Below are 17,045 nucleotides of genomic sequence, written 5' to 3'. Positions count from 1 at the left end.
TTGGGAAATAAGACAACTAACTTTTGCTTTATGCTGCTTTTTGGGTTGCCCCAAAATACCTTTCCCCGGGCTTCTCCCTGGTGGTATGATGGACCTTTTGGTTGTAATATTCAATATACTTTTTGACACCTTTGAGCAGGTCATAACCGTCCTCGCTTGGGTTCAGATAGATGTAATCATACTTGATCGACTTCCAGAACCTTTCAATATATACATTGTCCAAAGCCCTTCCCTTTCCGTCCATTGATACTTTGATATCCAGCCCTTCAAGGTAATTGATCCATAAGGCTGATGTGTACTGGCTTCCCTGATCGGAATTGACTATCTCTGGCTTACCATATTCTCTGATGGCCTCTTCGATTACCTGCTTACACCATTTGGCGTCCTGACTGTTGGATATACCCCATGACAGTATCCTTCTGCTGTAAACATCCATGACTGCGGTCAGGAACATAAACCCCTTCTGCATCGGAATGTAGGTGATATCGGTTACCCACACTTGGTTGGGTCTTTCAATCTTTAAGTTCCTGAGAAGATAAGGCCTGATATATTCACGCAAACCGGATTTGGTAAGGTTCTTCCTCCTGTAAAGGGTTTCCCTGCCCATCAGCCTGAAAAGCCTCCTGATGCGCTTTGGGCCGACAACGAAGCCCAGTCCTGTCAACAGATAGACCATCGACACAACGCCTTCAGTAGGGTGATCGGTAAGATGCCTGTCCATGATTCCCATAAGTTTCAGATTGACCTCGTTTTCCCCTTTTGGTTTGTAATATAGACTGCTTCGGGGAACCTCCAATACTTCACACTGTCTCCTTATAGACAGCCCCTTATAATCAGAACAAATCAATGTCGCCCGATCTTTCATATCCCCAGTTTCTTGCAGCTTTTTTTTAAAAAGTCATTCTCTACTTTTAGCTCTCCGATCTGGGCATAGAGCTGCTCAAGGGCAGGGCCTTCTTCCTTTTTCTTTGAATGCTCCTTTTCAAATACAGCTGACATATTATCCAAAAACTCACCCTTCCACTTGGATATAATCACAGGGCTAACATCGAACTTCTTGGACAATTCAGCCAATGTAAACTGATTCTTGATTGCTTCAAGGGCTACTTTTGCCTTGAACTCAGGAGAAAACTTTCGTCTTGTTTGCTTGTTCATAAGGTTAAATTTAAACAGTTTTTTTTAACTTAACCTCTGGTCTCAATTTTGGGGAGTATTATAGGCCGCTTGACCCTGTATACCTGATCGTTTGGATGGATGGTATATCCTTCAAAGTCAGGGAGAACTCCAAAGTGGTCAACAAGACCGTTTATATTGCCGTTGGCCTCAGAACTAACGGCCTTAAAGAGATCCTAGGCCTTTGGCTTGGCAAGAATGAATCTTCGGCTTTCTGGATGGGGGTACTCACCGACCTGAAAGCCAGAGGGGTTGAAGATATTCTCATAACGGCAACTGACAACCTGAACGGGTTTACTGATACGATAAAAGCTTCATTCCCCCAATCAGTCACTCAGATATGTGTCGTCCACCAGATCAGAAACGCATGTAGATATGTCGCATGGAAAGACCGCAGGGCGTTTACAAGGGATATGAAGGAAATTTATACCGCCCCTACAAAAGATGCTGCTTGGGCTGCCCTGAACGATTTTGCCAAAAAATGGGAATCCAAATACGCTTATGCCATCAAAAGCTGGAGGGACAACTGGGATGAACTCACCGTTTTCTTCGATTACCCGGCTGAAATCCGTAAAATCATCTATACCACCAACCTGATTGAAAATCTCAATGGAAAGATCAGAAAATACACCAAAAACAAGCTCTCTTTCCCGACAGATGATGCCGTAATGAAGTCTGTTTTCCTGGCTGCAAGAGAAGCATCGAAAAAATGGACTATGCCTATCAGAGACTGGGGAGCTATTCTTAACAGTTTCCTGCTTATATTTGGTGATAGGGTCAGGCTTCTTGATACCTGACAATAAAACCATAATTTGAAGTTTACACACTTATCGGGATAGTGTCAATAAAAAACAACTTCATAAACCATTTTTTTAACTATCGAAGAAAAGATTTACCAATTACTAAACGCATGATCAAGAAAAAGGTCTTTACCGTCTATTATTGTTGTTATTTCTTTTGAATTCAATGATATTTTTGGAAACATAACCATCTGACGGCATAATGATTCTTAGTTGCAACACATCTTCCTCCAACTTGGAAATCAGGTATTTTTGAACACTTATTTTGTCAAATCTCCCAATGTACAGTGTGTCTTTATCAACCCACCATTTTCCTTTTAATTGAATAATTTCGGAATCTTTAAAATCAGTGAATATTACGGTATCTTTTTTAAACTCATAAAAGTACCCGTCAATTATTTTACTAAACGTTTCAGCTAGTTTTATTTGTTGTTCTTGGTCGTTCATTTGAAAATTCTTGGAAGTTAGTATGTTTTCAAATGTTTGATTTCTTGTCATTCTCCAATGACCATGCAAATCTTCTTCATGTTTTAAACTAAAAAAAAGAAGCAAGAATACGATATAGAGTTTATTCATTGTAATTAAGTTTATGCAAGGTGCTTATCGCACCTTGCAATGAATCGTTAAGGATTATGGTCTTGGCAATGTCTGTCGTAATATAATACTCCCCAAAATTGAGACCAGAGGTTAAGTTAAAAAAAACTGTTTAAATTTAACCTTATGAACAAGCAAACAAGACGAAAGTTTTCTCCTGAGTTCAAGGCAAAAGTAGCCCTTGAAGCAATCAAGAATCAGTTTACATTGGCTGAATTGTCCAAGAAGTTCGATGTTAGCCCTGTGATTATATCCAAGTGGAAGGGTGAGTTTTTGGATAATATGTCAGCTGTATTTGAAAAGGAGCATTCAAAGAAAAAGGAAGAAGGCCCTGCCCTTGAGCAGCTCTATGCCCAGATCGGAGAGCTAAAAGTAGAGAATGACTTTTTAAAAAAAAGCTGCAAGAAACTGGGGATATGAAAGATCGGGCGACATTGATTTGTTCTGATTATAAGGGGCTGTCTATAAGGAGACAGTGTGAAGTATTGGAGGTTCCCCGAAGCAGTCTATATTACAAACCAAAAGGGGAAAACGAGGTCAATCTGAAACTTATGGGAATCATGGACAGGCATCTTACCGATCACCCTACTGAAGGCGTTGTGTCGATGGTCTATCTGTTGACAGGACTGGGCTTCGTTGTCGGCCCAAAGCGCATCAGGAGGCTTTTCAGGCTGATGGGCAGGGAAACCCTTTACAGGAGGAAGAACCTTACCAAATCCGGTTTGCGTGAATATATCAGGCCTTATCTTCTCAGGAACTTAAAGATTGAAAGACCCAACCAAGTGTGGGTAACCGATATCACCTACATTCCGATGCAGAAGGGGTTTATGTTCCTGACCGCAGTCATGGATGTTTACAGCAGAAGGATACTGTCATGGGGTATATCCAACAGTCAGGACGCCAAATGGTGTAAGCAGGTAATCGAAGAGGCCATCAGAGAATATGGTAAGCCAGAGATAGTCAATTCCGATCAGGGAAGCCAGTACACATCAGCCTTATGGATCAATTACCTTGAAGGGCTGGATATCAAAGTATCAATGGACGGAAAGGGAAGGGCTTTGGACAATGTATATATTGAAAGGTTCTGGAAGTCGATCAAGTATGATTACATCTATCTGAACCCAAGCGAGGACGGTTATGACCTGCTCAAAGGTGTCAAAAAGTATATTGAATATTACAACCAAAAGGTCCATCATACCACCAGGGAGAAGCCCGGGGAAAGGTATTTTGGGGCAACCCAAAAAGCAGCATAAAGCAAAAGTTAGTTGTCTTATTTCCCAAGGGTCCCCTTGGGAAATAGGACAACTAAGGATATATTAACAAATAAATAAATTAACTTAGCACCTAAAATCCGCAGGATTTTAGTTTGGAGATTTGAATCTGCTTGTTTGTGTTCATTTTTGGTCTAGTTCGGGAATTTCTTCCCTTTGATTGAAGAGTGTTCATAGTTTTGAGACAATGGATTTTAGGTTTGAGGATAAAATGGACGGTTTTTTTCCTCAATTTTAATGGAAAAGGCATACCTCTTCCCTGTAAATCTTTATTTTTTGAGCTCCTGAGGGGTTTTTATCTGAATTTAGTTCAAAATCGGCTTGTAATCCTTACTCGTGAACAGTTTGAGCACTTCTCTTCTTCCCGTTCTTATCCACTTGGCTGAAACAGTGATAAATCTGAAGATAAACTTCTTGAGCCTGTCGGTAGGCTTAAGCCAATCAACTTTTCTGGAATACTCTCCAATGATATAGGTGTAAAAATTGGCATACATAGCCGTCATAAGCATAAAGGAGGTATTCTCTGCAAGGAACGAACAGGGCAACTTAGACCAGCCAAAGTCATTGTTGAGTACATCAAACAAGCGTTCGCTTGCACCCCGGGCGTTATAAAACCTTACAACAGCTTCATTGGACGATGTATGTTCATTGGTCAGAATAGCCCTGTAAGTAAATGCATCTCCACTAAACACATCTGCCTGCCCGTCTTTACGCCTGATTCTGGTAATGACCAGCCTGTAAGACCTGTCTTTACCGAAAGGTTTGTAGTCGGATAGGTCAGTAACTTCCATTTCCTGTACACCCAAACGTATTTTCTGCCACTTCTCAGGGGCTATACTTCCAAGGATATTATCCAGTTTGGCACATCTGTTTGCCCGTATATAAAAGCTTTCGGTATGTGCTTCCAGTGTGCGGAGAACTTCTTCCTGATAGGATGCTGAATCGGCTCTGAACCTTCCGATACGGATATTTTCATTGGTAAGCTGCCCAAACATGCGTGTAAGTGTATCAGCCTGCAAATATTTGGCCTGACTGTTGCCATTTCTGCCCTCTACGTACACAGGAATGGCCTGTGAAAATTCAGGATGTGCTATGGAAGCTACACCTGGCTGATATCCATAGACGTGTTTATATGTCTTTTTTGAATCGTACTTTTCAGTTGGAATGACGGTGTTGTCATAATCGAGGTCGTAAGCAACACCTGACTTGAGTAATCCGGTCTTACAAGCTGATTTTAACAACAAGCTGTTGAGTTTTCCATTGATATTAAATTCATGGCTTACTCCACTGGACGGATTTATAAAGAGTTCTGTATCAACAGCAAGCTCTTTGATACCTCTCAGAATTGTATCGGCACTGCATACTGAAAATGAAGGGACCTGTTCAAGTGCGTCTCTCAAGTGAACATTGATATCTTCAGTACAGTCGCCACCATTAAAGAAAATAGCCATATGATTGGCGAAAATGTCACTGTATGAAAACCCTCCCCTTAAGGCTCTAACCCCCAATTGATTATCAATGAGTTCTGGGAGACCAGAATTTTTGAAAGAGTTAAAAACAAAATTAAAACCTCCGAAAGGTGTGATTTTTTCTGTCGAATTCGTAATTTTCATACCGCTTATCAAGGATGTGTGGTAACACCTAAATAAGTGAAAAAAAAACGAGCCGGAAAAGCCTGAATTGAATAAATTCAGCCACTTTTTCGGCTTTTTTTAAATCCGCCCTGCGGATTTAAGGTAGCAACTGATACTTTTGGTCCAACAAATGGGGAGTATTATATAAGATTCAGCTAAGATTAAATATAATTCATCGCTGCCCTGAAATCCACCACCACTAAGCAACAACCAAGCTGTGTCACAATAATCCGATCCACCGACCAGATTCTCCATTTTTTCCATGTCTAATCTTTCCATGATTTTTAAAATTTAAATGTGAATAATAATTAAAACATGAATGAAACTAAGAAAATAAAGATTATGATCCAAAATCATTAGGCATTGATAACCTTACACTTAATGTAAATTGTACTATTCTAATTGTGATTTTCAAAATAATCTTTTAAAAATTAGTTTACCCCCCCCCTCCGAAAAACCAAAGAATTAGTAATTGAACATGGGTTTTCCAAAATAATAAACTTTTTTTATAGTTTAGGAAAAAAAATTAGAGTACAATTCAATACCGTCCTAAATAAAATATGAGAGGTCTGGTTTTTTGCCCAAAATAGCTATTTTGGGTTTGCACCAAAAAACATAAACCTCCCATGAGTAATATTACATTGTTTTCTCAGATTATTAAAAAAATCGAGCGTTCAATTTTCAAGAAACTGGTTGAAGAGAAGCAAACGGACAAGGGCTGCAAAGGCTTTGACAGCTGGACGCATTTGGTTTCCATGCTTTTTTGCCATTTTGCCAAAAGTACTTCTGTAAGGGATATTTCAAACGGCCTGCGTTCGGCCACGGGGAACCTCAACCATCTGGGGATTGCCAAGGCACCATCCAAGTCCAGTATCAGTTATCAGAACAAGCGCAGGGACTCTGACCTGTTCAAGGAGCTGTATTACGGGCTTCTGAAGCATTTAGGACAGCAGGCGTCCCTGAGCAGGGTAAAACTACGGATCAAGGCTCCCGTCTATCTGCTCGACTCCACGGTGGTAAGTCTTTGCCTTTCGATGTTTGACTGGGCAACCTTCAGGACCAAAAAGGGTGCTGTAAAGATGCATACGCTTCTGGACTATGACGGGAAACTCCCTGTTTATGTGAATATTACAGAAGGAAGTATGGCAGACAATAAAGGCGCTTATGATATTCCTTTGGAGAAAGGATCCGTTATAGTGGCGGACCGCTATTACAATGACTTTCCGATGCTCAACATTTGGGACAGCAAGGGGGTCTTTTTCGTCATAAGGCACAAGGATAACCTTAAGTTCAGCACAATCAATGAACGTCGACTCCCTGAAAATACTGCACAGGAAGTACTGATAGACGAAGAAATTGAACTGGTAAACCCGCAGTCAAAAGTGAAGTACCCCGGAAAACTCAGAAGAGTGGCTGTATGGGACGAAAAAAACCGACAGACCGTCGAACTGATTACCAATAACTTCAAATGGTCAGCAAAGACAATCGGTGATCTTTACCGGTGCCGATGGGAGATTGAGATCTTCTTCAGGGACATCAAGCAGTTACTCCATATCAAAACCTTTATCGGAACATCGAAAAATGCCGTGATGATCCAGATATGGACCGCGCTGATCACCATTCTGCTCCTAAAAGTGATGAAGGCAACCGCTAAATTCGGATGGCATCTGTCCAATCTGGTTGCATTTATCAGACTGAACATATTCGTTAAAATAGAGCTGCAAAAGTGGCTGGACAAACCCTTTGAAGACCATGAAAAACCTCCTCAAAAAAGCCAACAGGGGGTTCTATTTCCGGATTACAGATAAAATCACAATAGAAATTGCAGAAACACAGCTAAACATCTGTCTTGTAAATTATTTAGGACAGCATTGAGTACAATTTAATTTAAATACACTTTTTTTTTAGAAATAATAATATTTATACTAATAATCGGATAGCGTAAGATTTCAAATCAAAATAATCATTTACCTTCTATCACTAATTTTTAAAAATTACTCCAGGTTATTACTTATTGAATAAATTGGTATGGAAGATTATGAAGGGATTTGGGTACTTTTGTAAAAAAGCCACAAAGACGCTAAGACACAAAGGAAATATAACTCAATAATAAGATTTAAACAATAAAATGCTAGATGAGCAAATCACATACCCTGCCTTGCGCCAACCTTTGCGACTTTGCGGCTTTGCGAGCCAAAAACCAAACCTTTGTGTCTTTGTGCCTTCGTGGCATATGAAAAGAATGAAATGCTAGATGAACAAATCATATACCCTGTCTTGCACCAACCTTTGTGCCTTTGCGCCTTTGCGAGCCAAAAACCAAACCATAGTGCCTTAGTGCCTTTGTGGCATTAAAAAATATGAATATGCAAACCATCAAACATACCCTTATCGGACCCATTCGCCAAGCAATCACCATGGCAGGACTTCCCTTGAAAGGAGCGCTTAAAGATGAACAGCTGGACATCATTTCTGAAGCAGGCATCCTGATCAAAAACGATAAAATTCATCAGGTCGGTAACTATTGGGACCTGTACCCTGAAGCTCAATCCATTGGTGCCGAAATGGTGAATCTCAAAGGAGACTTTGTGGCTTTACCCGGCCTGATCGATTGCCATACGCATATTTGTTTTGCAGGTTCACGGGCCCAAGACTACGCCATGCGCAATGCCGGTAAATCTTATCTGGAAATCGCCAAAGCTGGAGGAGGCATCTGGGATACCGTCACCCAAACCCGGAAAGCCAAACAGGAAAAGCTGGTTCAATTGACTGTTCAGCGAGCCAACAGGCACCTGAAAGACGGTATCACCACCATTGAAGTCAAGAGTGGTTATGGACTCTCTGTAGCCGAAGAACTCAAAATGTTCCGAGCCATTCAAGAAGCCAATGAAAGCACCTATGCAGACCTTATCCCAACCTGCCTCGCTGCCCATATTCCACCCAAAGACTTTCAGGGAGCACAAAGGGACTATTTGAAAAGCATAAGTGATGAAGTTTTTCCTGTTTTAAAGGCGGAAGGCTTAGCCAATCGCATCGATGCCTTTATTGAGGATACGGCTTTCACTCCGGAAGATATACATTCCTACTTCCAAAAGGCCAAAGAAATGGGCTTCGACATCACCGTACATTCGGACCAGTTCCATACTGGTGGTTCGCAGGTAGCCATCAACTTCGGCGCTATCTCAGCAGACCATCTGGAAGCGAGTACAGATAAGGAAATCCAATTATTGGCAAATTCAGACACCATAGCTGTGGCCTTACCAGGAGCATCCATGGGTTTGGGCGTAGCCTACACTCCCGCTCGAAAACTACTAGATGCTGGTGCTTCCCTAGCCATCGCCTCTGACTGGAATCCCGGTTCAGCTCCCATGGGCGATTTGCTCATGCAAGCTGCTGTATTGGGCACTTTCGAGAAACTCAGCAATGCAGAAGTCTTGGCAGGCATCACCACAAGAGCCGCAGCAGCCCTGAACCTTCATGACCGAGGACAATTGAATCCTGGCATGTTGGCCGATATCGTCCTATTCCCCACAGCCGATTATCGGGAGATAACTTATCAGCAGGGGAAACTTAAACCTAGTATGGCTTTTAAAAATGGGGTTAAGGTTTAATTGAAATATGGTAGAAATAAATGGAAATATAGTTGAAATAAGCCTTTGGCGAAATATTGTGGAAATAAGTTCTCCTTGTCACCTCGACGATAGGAGAGGTCTATTTAATCTCAGGTTGGCAATAGATTTCTCCTTGCGTCGAAATGACAAGGTGAAGCCCAATTCAGTAGCATTCATTAATTCTTAATTCAGCATTTAATGCCGTTAAGTTAAGGAATGTGATTAAATAGATTTGTAATTCATTGAGTATTTCAGTTTAGCTCTGAATTTCCGCTTGAATACCTGGTTTCTTCTTGAATATTCTATTTTGGAAGCGATTTTCTTTACATATTTCTGGATAATCTGCTCCAATTCACCAATTAAATCTCTGATTTTAAGAATCAGGGATTTTGTTTTTGACAATGCATAAGTTTTATTGATTATCAAGGTCCTTGCTGACTTTGATGTCCGTCCTGTTTTGGTTTTTGGCTCCACATCATAGCAAAGAATATTGCAGAGTGATATGATCAGGGTCTTAGCATAGAAGTCCTGCTGGACCGCCCATGCTGTTTTGCCGGAAAAATCAGATACTTCAAGTCTTGATTTGATCAGTTTATATGCTTCTTCTATTCCCCATCTCTGTTTGTACAGGTTTATTAGAGAGGAGGCTGTATATTTTTTCCTGTCCAACAGCGAAGTCGCATATATTGAAATCTTACCCTTCTTATTCTTTTTCTTGATCAGTCTTACGGTCATGGTTTGGGATAACGAGGGATACTTTTCAAGCAGCCATCTGTATTTTGGAGGGAGTATTAATGTATATTCCGCATCAGAGGAACTACTTCGGGAAAAATCTTCGACACATTTCCACCAATTGTCTTTCATCCTGAAAAGAAAGTCGGCCCCTTTTCCTTTCAATTCGAAAAAAAGTCTCAGTGATGCATAATACCTGTCGCACACAAGAAGATCCCCTTCTTTAATATGTCCAAGATGGGCATGACATAGGGTGGCTTCCGAAGTGGTGTAGCTTTCCATACCGGCATCCAGTACAAGGCCGTTGTAAACATCATACAGGTAAGATATCCTGCTCATGTAATGTCCCGCATCCGCATTGGGCCCAAAACCATGATAGCTGAACTTCTCTGACATGGAGGGATGATCCGGGAGTTCAAGTGTTGAACCATCAACAGAAAGCACCCTATGCCCCTTCCATTTCTTGAACTTTGCATGTTGGTAAAAAAGACTGCAGATCAAACCGTTAAGCTTTTTAAAAACTGTATAGCACAGTTTTTTCCTGGCCTGGGTAAATGCACTTTTAGTGGGCGATAAGGAAGATTCCCCAAAAAACTCTTCAAGGCAGATATTAAGTCCTTTGTTGCTCTTTGACAAAATAAAAAGCACAAGAACTTCAAAGGAAAAGAAACGGTCACGAAGAAAATCTTTCACCGAAGTCCTACTTTCGATGATAAATTTTTCATAACTTAGTTTTAACTTGAATTCATTTACAATTAAAGTTTTAAGGCTTCCAGCACTCCCTGCTTTCGGAAGCCTTATTTTATACCTCTAATATAATGAATTTCAGTTAATTAACCACTAACTAAACGGCATTAATTCAGCATTTTAGAATCCAAAACAAAAAAATCAATCATGACCTTCCAAGACCAAATAACCCAAGGTATCCCCACCACCCTACCCCCCAAAAAACAGCCCAACCCTGATTTTTCACATGCACCCAAGCGCAAGGATATTCTGAGCATGGAAGAGAAAAAGTTGGCGGTAAGGAATGCGCTTCGTTATTTCCCTAAAGCCTGGCATGCGGAATTGGCAAAGGAGTTTTTTGAAGAATTGCAGGAATACGGGAGGATTTACATGTATCGCTTTATGCCGGACTATGAAATGTACGCAAGACCGATTTCGGAATACCCCGCCAAAAGCCAACAGGCAGCGGCCATTATGTTGATGATCCAAAATAACCTGGACCCAGCTGTAGCCCAACACCCACAAGAACTGATTACCTACGGTGGAAACGGGGCCGTATTCCAAAACTGGGCCCAGTACCTGCTGACCATGCAATACCTGTCCGAAATGACAGATGAACAGACCCTCCACATGTATTCCGGTCATCCTATGGGCCTTTTCCCTTCCTCTAAGGAAGCCCCAAGGGTGGTAGTCACCAACGGCATGATGATCCCCAATTATTCCAAACCGGATGATTGGGAGAAATACAATGCACTCGGCGTCACCCAATACGGGCAGATGACCGCAGGTTCCTACATGTATATTGGCCCACAGGGGATCGTACACGGTACGACCATCACGGTGATGAATGCTTTTAGGAAAAAATTGGGTGCAGGTAACAATCCTAAAGGAAAAGTTTTTCTGACAGCGGGGCTAGGAGGAATGTCTGGCGCCCAACCGAAAGCAGGGAATATCGCAGGCTGCATCACCGTCTGTGCAGAAGTCAACCCCAAAGCCGCTCATAAAAGGCATGAACAAGGTTGGGTAGATGAATTGATAGATGATTTGGATGCATTGGTCGCAAGGGTAAGAAAGGCTCAAGAAAATCAAGAAGTGGTATCCATTGCCTATCTGGGCAATGTGGTGGATGTATGGGAGAAGTTTGATGAGGAAAATATCACCGTGGAACTTGGTTCAGATCAGACCTCCCTGCACAATCCTTGGGCTGGGGGGTATTATCCCGTGGATTTGAGTTTCGAGGAGGCCAATATCCTAATGGCCAAGGACCCAGAAAACTTCAAATCCAAAGTTCAGGAATCCCTACGTCGGCATGCCGCTGCGGTCAATCGACATGCAGCCAAGGGCATGTATTTCTTTGACTATGGAAATGCTTTCCTATTGGAAGCTTCCCGTGCAGGGGCTGAGGTAATAGCCGAAAATGGCATTGACTTCCGCTATCCTTCCTATGTGCAGGATATCTTGGGGCCCATGTGTTTTGATTATGGGTTTGGACCATTTAGATGGGTTTGTACTTCTGGAAAACAGGAAGATTTGGAGAAAACCGATCAGATTGCACTCGAAGTCATGAAAGAGATTAAAGCCACCGCCCCGGCTGAAATCCAACAACAGATGCAGGATAATATCCAATGGATAGAGGAAGCTGGCAAAAACAAGTTGGTGGTGGGTTCACAGGCCCGTATTCTCTACGCAGATGCCGAAGGACGCATTAAAATCGCACAAGCCTTTAATAGGGCAATTGAAGCAGGAGAACTCTCTGCACCTGTCGTTTTGGGAAGGGATCATCATGATGTCAGCGGTACAGACTCCCCTTTCCGGGAAACGAGCAACATCTATGATGGCAGTAAGTTTACTGCCGACATGGCCATCCACAATGTGATCGGTGATAGTTTCCGTGGGGCTACTTGGGTCTCCATCCACAATGGTGGCGGCGTAGGCTGGGGTGAGGTTATCAATGGAGGTTTCGGTATGCTACTCGATGGCAGTAAAGAAGCTGACCGCAGACTCCAATCCATGCTTTTCTATGACGTTAACAACGGCATTTCCCGCAGGGCATGGGCCAGAAATCAGGAGGCTTTGTTTGCCATTAAAAGAGAGATGGAAAGAACGCCTGGATTGAAAGTAACGCTTCCGGAGATGGTGGACGAGGATTTGTTGGAGTTTTGAGAATTATTTTAAGCACTTCAAAAATCATTTTATAAATTTTTACATCCCAATGTTCAAAAACACGTATATTTAACTAATAAAAAACACGTGTGTCATGAATACTAAATTAACTCTGACAATAGATAAAGCTGTTATCGAAGAAGCAAAAGCTTTTGCAAAAGAACAGGGCAAAAGTCTGTCAGGAATTATTGAAAATTATCTTAAAACACTTCCAAAAGAAAAAAAACATAACGAGCTATCCCCTAATGTCAAAAAACTAGTTGGGGTAGTGAAACTGCCACCAAATTTTGACTATAAAAAAGAATTGGAAGAGGCAATAGCAGAAAAATATCTTAAAAAATGAAGGCTATTCTTTTGGATTCAGACATCATCTTAGATGCGATGGCTAACCGTGAACCATTTTCTAAAGAAGCAATTCAAATTCTCGAATTATGCGAAAAAAAAGAAATCCATGGTTATACCACTCCGGTTATTCTAAGCAATCTGTATTACCTCCTCAGGCGTTTGGGAATGTCTCACCAACAGGTACAATCCCATTTCAGAAACCTTCTTACCAATATTCTTTTTGACATTGCAATCATTGATAAAAAAACAATTCTCAGCGCTTTAGACTCAAACTTCAATGATTTTGAGGATGCTTTACAAAACTTCTCAGCAGAACAGCACAATAAAATCTCCATTATCATCACCAGAAACACAAAAGATTACCAGAAAAGTGCTTTAACTGTAATGAGCCCGATTGAATTTTTAAAAATGTTTTCTTTTAATAAAGCAAAAAAGAAATAAGTAAGCACTATGAATCCAAGTGCTACTTCAATGTTTACTATTGATTTCCGACTATTTTGTTTCAAAAATTAAATCACTCCCGCATTGATCCAGAATGGAAAAACCAATACCAAGGAGACTTGGGTTACTTTTTTCATCATACAACAAGTTTGTTTGCCAAGTTTTTTATTACGGAATATATTCTTTAAACTTTAAAAACCCATGATTTTCAAAACCCCTAGGAATTAAATAGATCATCAAAAAAATCACCAAGCGTAGTAAAATCCCCAAAACACTTCCTTCCGGACCTTGATCACCTCCATTAAAAAACATGTCAGGAACAATCTCAAGCTTAAGTAGCCCCTCCCGTTCCGTTCCGGAAACGTGGAATCCCGATACAGGTCCTTGGATAAAATTCCAGAAAAAATGGATAGCTATGGGAACCCACACCGTCTGGAATTTCAAAAATGCGTAGCCATACATGATCCCTCCAAGAAAGTAGCTGATTACTTCTCCTGACTTCGACACTGGGACACCCAAATCAGAAAAACAAAAAATGCAATTAACTAAATGTCAGTACTTTAAATTAAAATGGGACTGACAACTGTCGAAGTCAGGAAAAATAAAAATGGGCCAAGCAATTTCTCTGTTTGGACTTTAACTTATCCGTTTAATTAATCGGATAATAATTTTACAAAGGCAAAGATTTATATTTCCAAGTACTCAAACATCAATTCCAGGTATCCTTTTGCCTTCTTCACATCGCTTAGCTTTGCCCCCGCCTCCCTATCCGATTGGGCAGTTAAAAAGTTAACTTTTGCCCGGACATTGGCCCGCAAGGCCTTGTAATAATGAAAAATCTGCCAGTCGGCATCCTGGACAAAAGGGTCTATTTTTTTCCTGTAGGTCCTTAACAATGCCTCAGAATGGTCTTTCCTCCCATAAAATTCCAAGTCCATACACAAAAAGGCCAGTTCATAAAGCAAATCGGTCTGCCTGAAACTATCATTGAATTCAATACAATCAAACAAGATGGGTTTCCGGTAAAGAAAAATATTCCCGGTGTGCAGGTCACCATGGGTATCCCTGTACCAGGTTTCACGGATGCGCGCTGCCATCCTTTTCTTATGCAACTCCAGAAAAGCATTGCTTCGCTCCATCGCAGCATCGATTTTTTCAGGCAGGCCTGCCCCTAGTTCTTTGTTGGCTATCGCTTTCACCGTTGCCAGGTCATTGAAAAGGGCCTTTTCCTTTTCTAAATCAAAAACCGGGAATACAAGCGCTGACCTTTGATGAAAATCTGCTACCAATTTGGCCAGTTCTTGGATGTCTTCCAAGGCTACCTCCCCCTTCTCCAACATGACATCCATTTTTTTGGAAGCCCTAAGCCTCTTCATTCGGACAGCATAATCGCTTATTTTTCCTGGCCCCTCTCCAATATGCCAATGTCCCTGGAAGTAACGGATGGGTTCTACAGAAAGATAGATGGAAGAAAACCTGCCATTCAACTCCAACTCTCTTTCACAAAAAAATTTACGTTTGCTTAAAGTGGAATAATCCAAAAATGAAAACTGAATGTCTTTTTTTATTTTAAAAGCGACTCTACCCGATAGTATTACCCAGGAAATATTGGTTTCTATCAATGTCCCTTGAAGCCTTTGCCCCTTATACATTCCATTCCAAGCCAATTGTTTGACCTCATAATTTTCCATAATGCAAGGTGATATATTGGATGGTCTGTCTGAGCATCGTATCTATATTTTCATTATCCGATTTTAGGGATAAGAAAAGGCCTTCCATGGGCTCAAACTCTCCTTTGAGCTTTTGATAAACATCCCAATCTGCTTCTGAATCCGCTCTGGGTTTGGAAAGCCTTTCCCTTATGACTGAATCTTCTGCTTCCACCAATATTGAAATAAGTACGGCCTCTTGCTTTTTTGCAAGTTCAGCAACTTTTAGCCTCATTTCTTTAAGGTAGAATGTGGCATCTAAAACTACCCTGCTTCCTTTGAGCAGGTATTTTTCCGCTTGCTCAAGCATCTCTCCATACACTTTGAACTTATATTGATTCTGATATTTCCCCATAAACCTCAGCTGCCTCCTTACTTCGTCACTCCCGATATATACCGCATCAATGGCATGACTTAAGTGTCGGGCAAAAAAGGTTTTCCCAGAACCCGGTAATCCCATAACCATGATGACCAAACGCTTTCTCATACCATTCAATTCAAATGAAAATAGGATATCTGATGCAATCCGCTGCATAAAATGCCAAAAGAAATTTCGATCAAGTTTTTTAAAAAACAAATGACTTTGGACAGGCTTTAGAAAAAACCATCTTATCTTAATAAAAACTTAAAAACCACTTCCCTATGAGACCCTTTTTGTTGATGCTGGCTGTCCTGCTTTTTTTCTCCTGTTCCAAAAAAGCAGAAATAGTAACTGAAAAGGACTTTATCAAAGGCGTCTATGGCCATCCGGCCGCCTTACTGGATAAGGGTTACCGCTTTGATTCCCTCGGGATCAATGCGGTTTTTGTCAGAAGCATTTCACTCAATCTGGATTTCTACAAAACTGCCAAAGAGCAGGGCGCAGCAGTGTACGTGGAATTCCCCACACTCAATGGCAAGGGCTATGTCGAAGCACATCCAGATGCGTGGCCGATTGATAAAAAAGGCCTGCCGGCTCCTCCGGCAGACTGGTTTATGGGGGTATGCCCCATCCATCCCGGTTTCAGGGAATTCCGCTCCCAACAGCTTCGGGAGATTTTGAAAGAGTATGCCGTTGACGGTATTTTCCTGGACTATGTCCATTGGCATGCACAGTTTGAAACCAAGGATCCGATCTTACCCGAAACCTGTTTCTGCGAGCGTTGTACTTCTTCTTTTGGAAAGGAAATCAAACAAGAAATCCCAGGGGAAAGTATCGCTGAAAAAGCACATTGGATCCTTCGTCATGAAGACAAGGCCTGGAGAAAATGGAGGGCGGATATTTTAAATGGCTGGGTAGAGGATATGGGCAAGATTGTCAAATCAGAACAGCCTCAGGCCAAGTTGGGTGTTTTTTACTGTTCTTGGTATCCGAGTGATTATGATTCGGCTTTGTACAAAACCCTAGGCATTGATCCCTTGGCTCTTGCCCAAAGGGCTGATGTACTATCTCCGATGCTTTTTCACCGGATGAAAGACAGACCAACCTCCTGGGTGGGGGAATATGTGACTTGGTTGGGGGAAAGTATAGGGTTTAAGTCTGAAGGGTCCAAGTCTTCAGACTTGGACCAATTCCCTTCCACCCTTATCTGGCCCATAGTACAAGCCCACAACAATCCCGGAACTGTCAGTCCAGAGGAATTTCATCGGGTATTGATGGAAGGGTCCAAAAGCCCCTCATCAGGAATCATGATGTTTTCTGCAGAGTCTATTGCCCAGGAACCAGCAAAAATCAAGGTGCTTAAGCAATTTTACCGTAATAAAAATTCAAAAGATTAAACTCGGGTTGATTTATAAAATTTCCCATCTTAATGGCCTCCTTCAGTTTACCTGAAATTGTCAAATCATTTGCTTTTAGGCTGATATA

Annotated in this window: 17 protein-coding genes and 1 pseudogene; 9 read left to right on the top strand and 9 right to left on the bottom strand. The window is 41.4% G+C overall.

The features are described from left to right. Positions 1–28: 28 nt before the first annotated feature. Complete coding sequence (locus tag BC751_RS09135) at positions 29–865, bottom strand: IS3 family transposase (RefSeq protein ID WP_130273825.1); 837 nt, start codon at positions 863–865, stop codon at positions 29–31. After that, positions 862–1,155 carry a transposase gene (locus BC751_RS09130; RefSeq protein ID WP_130273826.1) on the bottom strand — a complete coding sequence of 98 codons (294 nt, stop codon included), beginning with the start codon at positions 1,153–1,155 and terminating at the stop codon, positions 862–864. The genes BC751_RS09135 and BC751_RS09130 overlap by 4 nt, the downstream gene beginning before the upstream one ends. A 62-nt stretch (positions 1,156–1,217) precedes the next feature. Between BC751_RS09130 and BC751_RS09125 the strand changes: the two are divergent. Beyond that, positions 1,218–1,970, top strand: a pseudogene (locus BC751_RS09125) (IS256 family transposase); the annotation flags it as partial. 132 nt (positions 1,971–2,102) lie between these two features. Here the strand turns inward: BC751_RS09125 and BC751_RS09120 are convergent. Further along, positions 2,103–2,549, bottom strand: a complete 447-nt coding sequence (locus BC751_RS09120) for a hypothetical protein (RefSeq protein ID WP_130275276.1) — start codon at positions 2,547–2,549, stop codon at positions 2,103–2,105. Between the two features lie 144 nt (positions 2,550–2,693). Here BC751_RS09120 and BC751_RS09115 point away from each other — a divergent pair, with 144 nt between their 5' ends. Beyond that, positions 2,694–2,987 (top strand): transposase, encoded by a 294-nt coding sequence (locus BC751_RS09115; protein ID WP_130273826.1) that lies wholly within the window; start codon positions 2,694–2,696, stop codon positions 2,985–2,987. Then, positions 2,984–3,820 (top strand): IS3 family transposase, encoded by an 837-nt coding sequence (locus tag BC751_RS09110; RefSeq protein ID WP_130273825.1) that lies wholly within the window; start codon positions 2,984–2,986, stop codon positions 3,818–3,820. Before BC751_RS09115 ends, BC751_RS09110 begins: the two co-directional genes overlap by 4 nt. Positions 3,821–4,143: 323 nt before the next feature. Here the strand turns inward: BC751_RS09110 and BC751_RS09105 are convergent, their stop codons facing one another. Both BC751_RS09105 and BC751_RS09100 read right to left on the bottom strand, forming a co-directional pair. Continuing rightward, positions 4,144–5,451 (bottom strand): IS1380 family transposase, encoded by a 1,308-nt coding sequence (locus BC751_RS09105; protein ID WP_130273823.1) that lies wholly within the window; start codon positions 5,449–5,451, stop codon positions 4,144–4,146. 99 nt (positions 5,452–5,550) lie between these two features. After that, entirely contained in the window at positions 5,551–5,751 is a 201-nt protein-coding gene (locus BC751_RS09100) for a hypothetical protein (RefSeq protein ID WP_130275275.1), read from the bottom strand. Positions 5,752–6,098: 347 nt separating this feature from the next. Between BC751_RS09100 and BC751_RS09095 the strand changes: the two genes are divergently transcribed. After that, the gene (locus BC751_RS09095; RefSeq protein ID WP_130273808.1) at positions 6,099–7,280 is read left to right on the top strand and encodes an IS4 family transposase; all 1,182 of its coding nucleotides are present in this window, start codon (positions 6,099–6,101) and stop codon (positions 7,278–7,280) included. A gap of 558 nt (positions 7,281–7,838) precedes the next feature. Next, entirely contained in the window at positions 7,839–9,083 is a 1,245-nt protein-coding gene (gene hutI / locus BC751_RS09090; RefSeq protein ID WP_130275274.1) for an imidazolonepropionase, read from the top strand. Between the two features lie 222 nt (positions 9,084–9,305). Here the strand turns inward: hutI and BC751_RS09085 are convergent, their stop codons facing one another. Beyond that, positions 9,306–10,508 carry an IS4 family transposase gene (locus tag BC751_RS09085; RefSeq protein WP_165389799.1) on the bottom strand — a complete coding sequence of 401 codons (1,203 nt, stop codon included), beginning with the start codon at positions 10,506–10,508 and terminating at the stop codon, positions 9,306–9,308. A gap of 201 nt (positions 10,509–10,709) precedes the next feature. Between BC751_RS09085 and BC751_RS09080 the strand changes: the two genes are divergently transcribed. From BC751_RS09080 to BC751_RS09070, 3 genes are all read left to right on the top strand, one after another. Further along, entirely contained in the window at positions 10,710–12,704 is a 1,995-nt protein-coding gene (locus BC751_RS09080) for a urocanate hydratase (RefSeq protein ID WP_130275273.1), read from the top strand. Between the two features lie 94 nt (positions 12,705–12,798). Continuing rightward, on the top strand, positions 12,799–13,047 hold the full coding sequence (locus BC751_RS09075; RefSeq protein WP_130275272.1) for a DUF6364 family protein: 249 nt from the start codon (positions 12,799–12,801) through the stop codon (positions 13,045–13,047). Continuing rightward, complete coding sequence (locus BC751_RS09070) at positions 13,044–13,490, top strand: type II toxin-antitoxin system VapC family toxin (RefSeq protein WP_130275271.1); 447 nt, start codon at positions 13,044–13,046, stop codon at positions 13,488–13,490. Before BC751_RS09075 ends, BC751_RS09070 begins: the two co-directional genes overlap by 4 nt. A gap of 168 nt (positions 13,491–13,658) precedes the next feature. On the opposite strand, the gene BC751_RS09065 is transcribed toward BC751_RS09070, so the two are convergent. The 3 genes from BC751_RS09065 to BC751_RS09055 all read right to left on the bottom strand — a co-directional run bounded on the left by BC751_RS09065 (position 13,659) and on the right by BC751_RS09055 (position 15,734). Continuing rightward, positions 13,659–13,997 (bottom strand): CPBP family intramembrane glutamic endopeptidase, encoded by a 339-nt coding sequence (locus BC751_RS09065; RefSeq protein WP_130275270.1) that lies wholly within the window; start codon positions 13,995–13,997, stop codon positions 13,659–13,661. A 179-nt stretch (positions 13,998–14,176) separates the two neighbouring features. Then, positions 14,177–15,181: a phosphotransferase gene (locus tag BC751_RS09060; RefSeq protein WP_130275269.1), complete on the bottom strand. Its 1,005-nt coding sequence runs from the start codon at positions 15,179–15,181 to the stop codon at positions 14,177–14,179. Next, positions 15,168–15,734 (bottom strand): P-loop nucleotide/nucleoside kinase family protein, encoded by a 567-nt coding sequence (locus BC751_RS09055; RefSeq protein WP_130275268.1) that lies wholly within the window; start codon positions 15,732–15,734, stop codon positions 15,168–15,170. The genes BC751_RS09060 and BC751_RS09055 overlap by 14 nt, the downstream gene beginning before the upstream one ends. 107 nt (positions 15,735–15,841) lie before the next feature. Here BC751_RS09055 and BC751_RS09050 point away from each other — a divergent pair, with 107 nt between their 5' ends. Continuing rightward, positions 15,842–16,957 carry a family 10 glycosylhydrolase gene (locus tag BC751_RS09050; RefSeq protein ID WP_130275267.1) on the top strand — a complete coding sequence of 372 codons (1,116 nt, stop codon included), beginning with the start codon at positions 15,842–15,844 and terminating at the stop codon, positions 16,955–16,957. Positions 16,958–17,045: the final 88 nt, after the last annotated feature.

This window comes from Cecembia calidifontis, from assembly GCF_004216715.1.
GTDB lineage: Bacteria > Bacteroidota > Bacteroidia > Cytophagales > Cyclobacteriaceae > Cecembia_A > Cecembia_A calidifontis.
The sequence above is the reverse complement of the archived record's forward strand: the minus strand, read 5'-3'. Positions and strand labels throughout refer to the sequence as shown.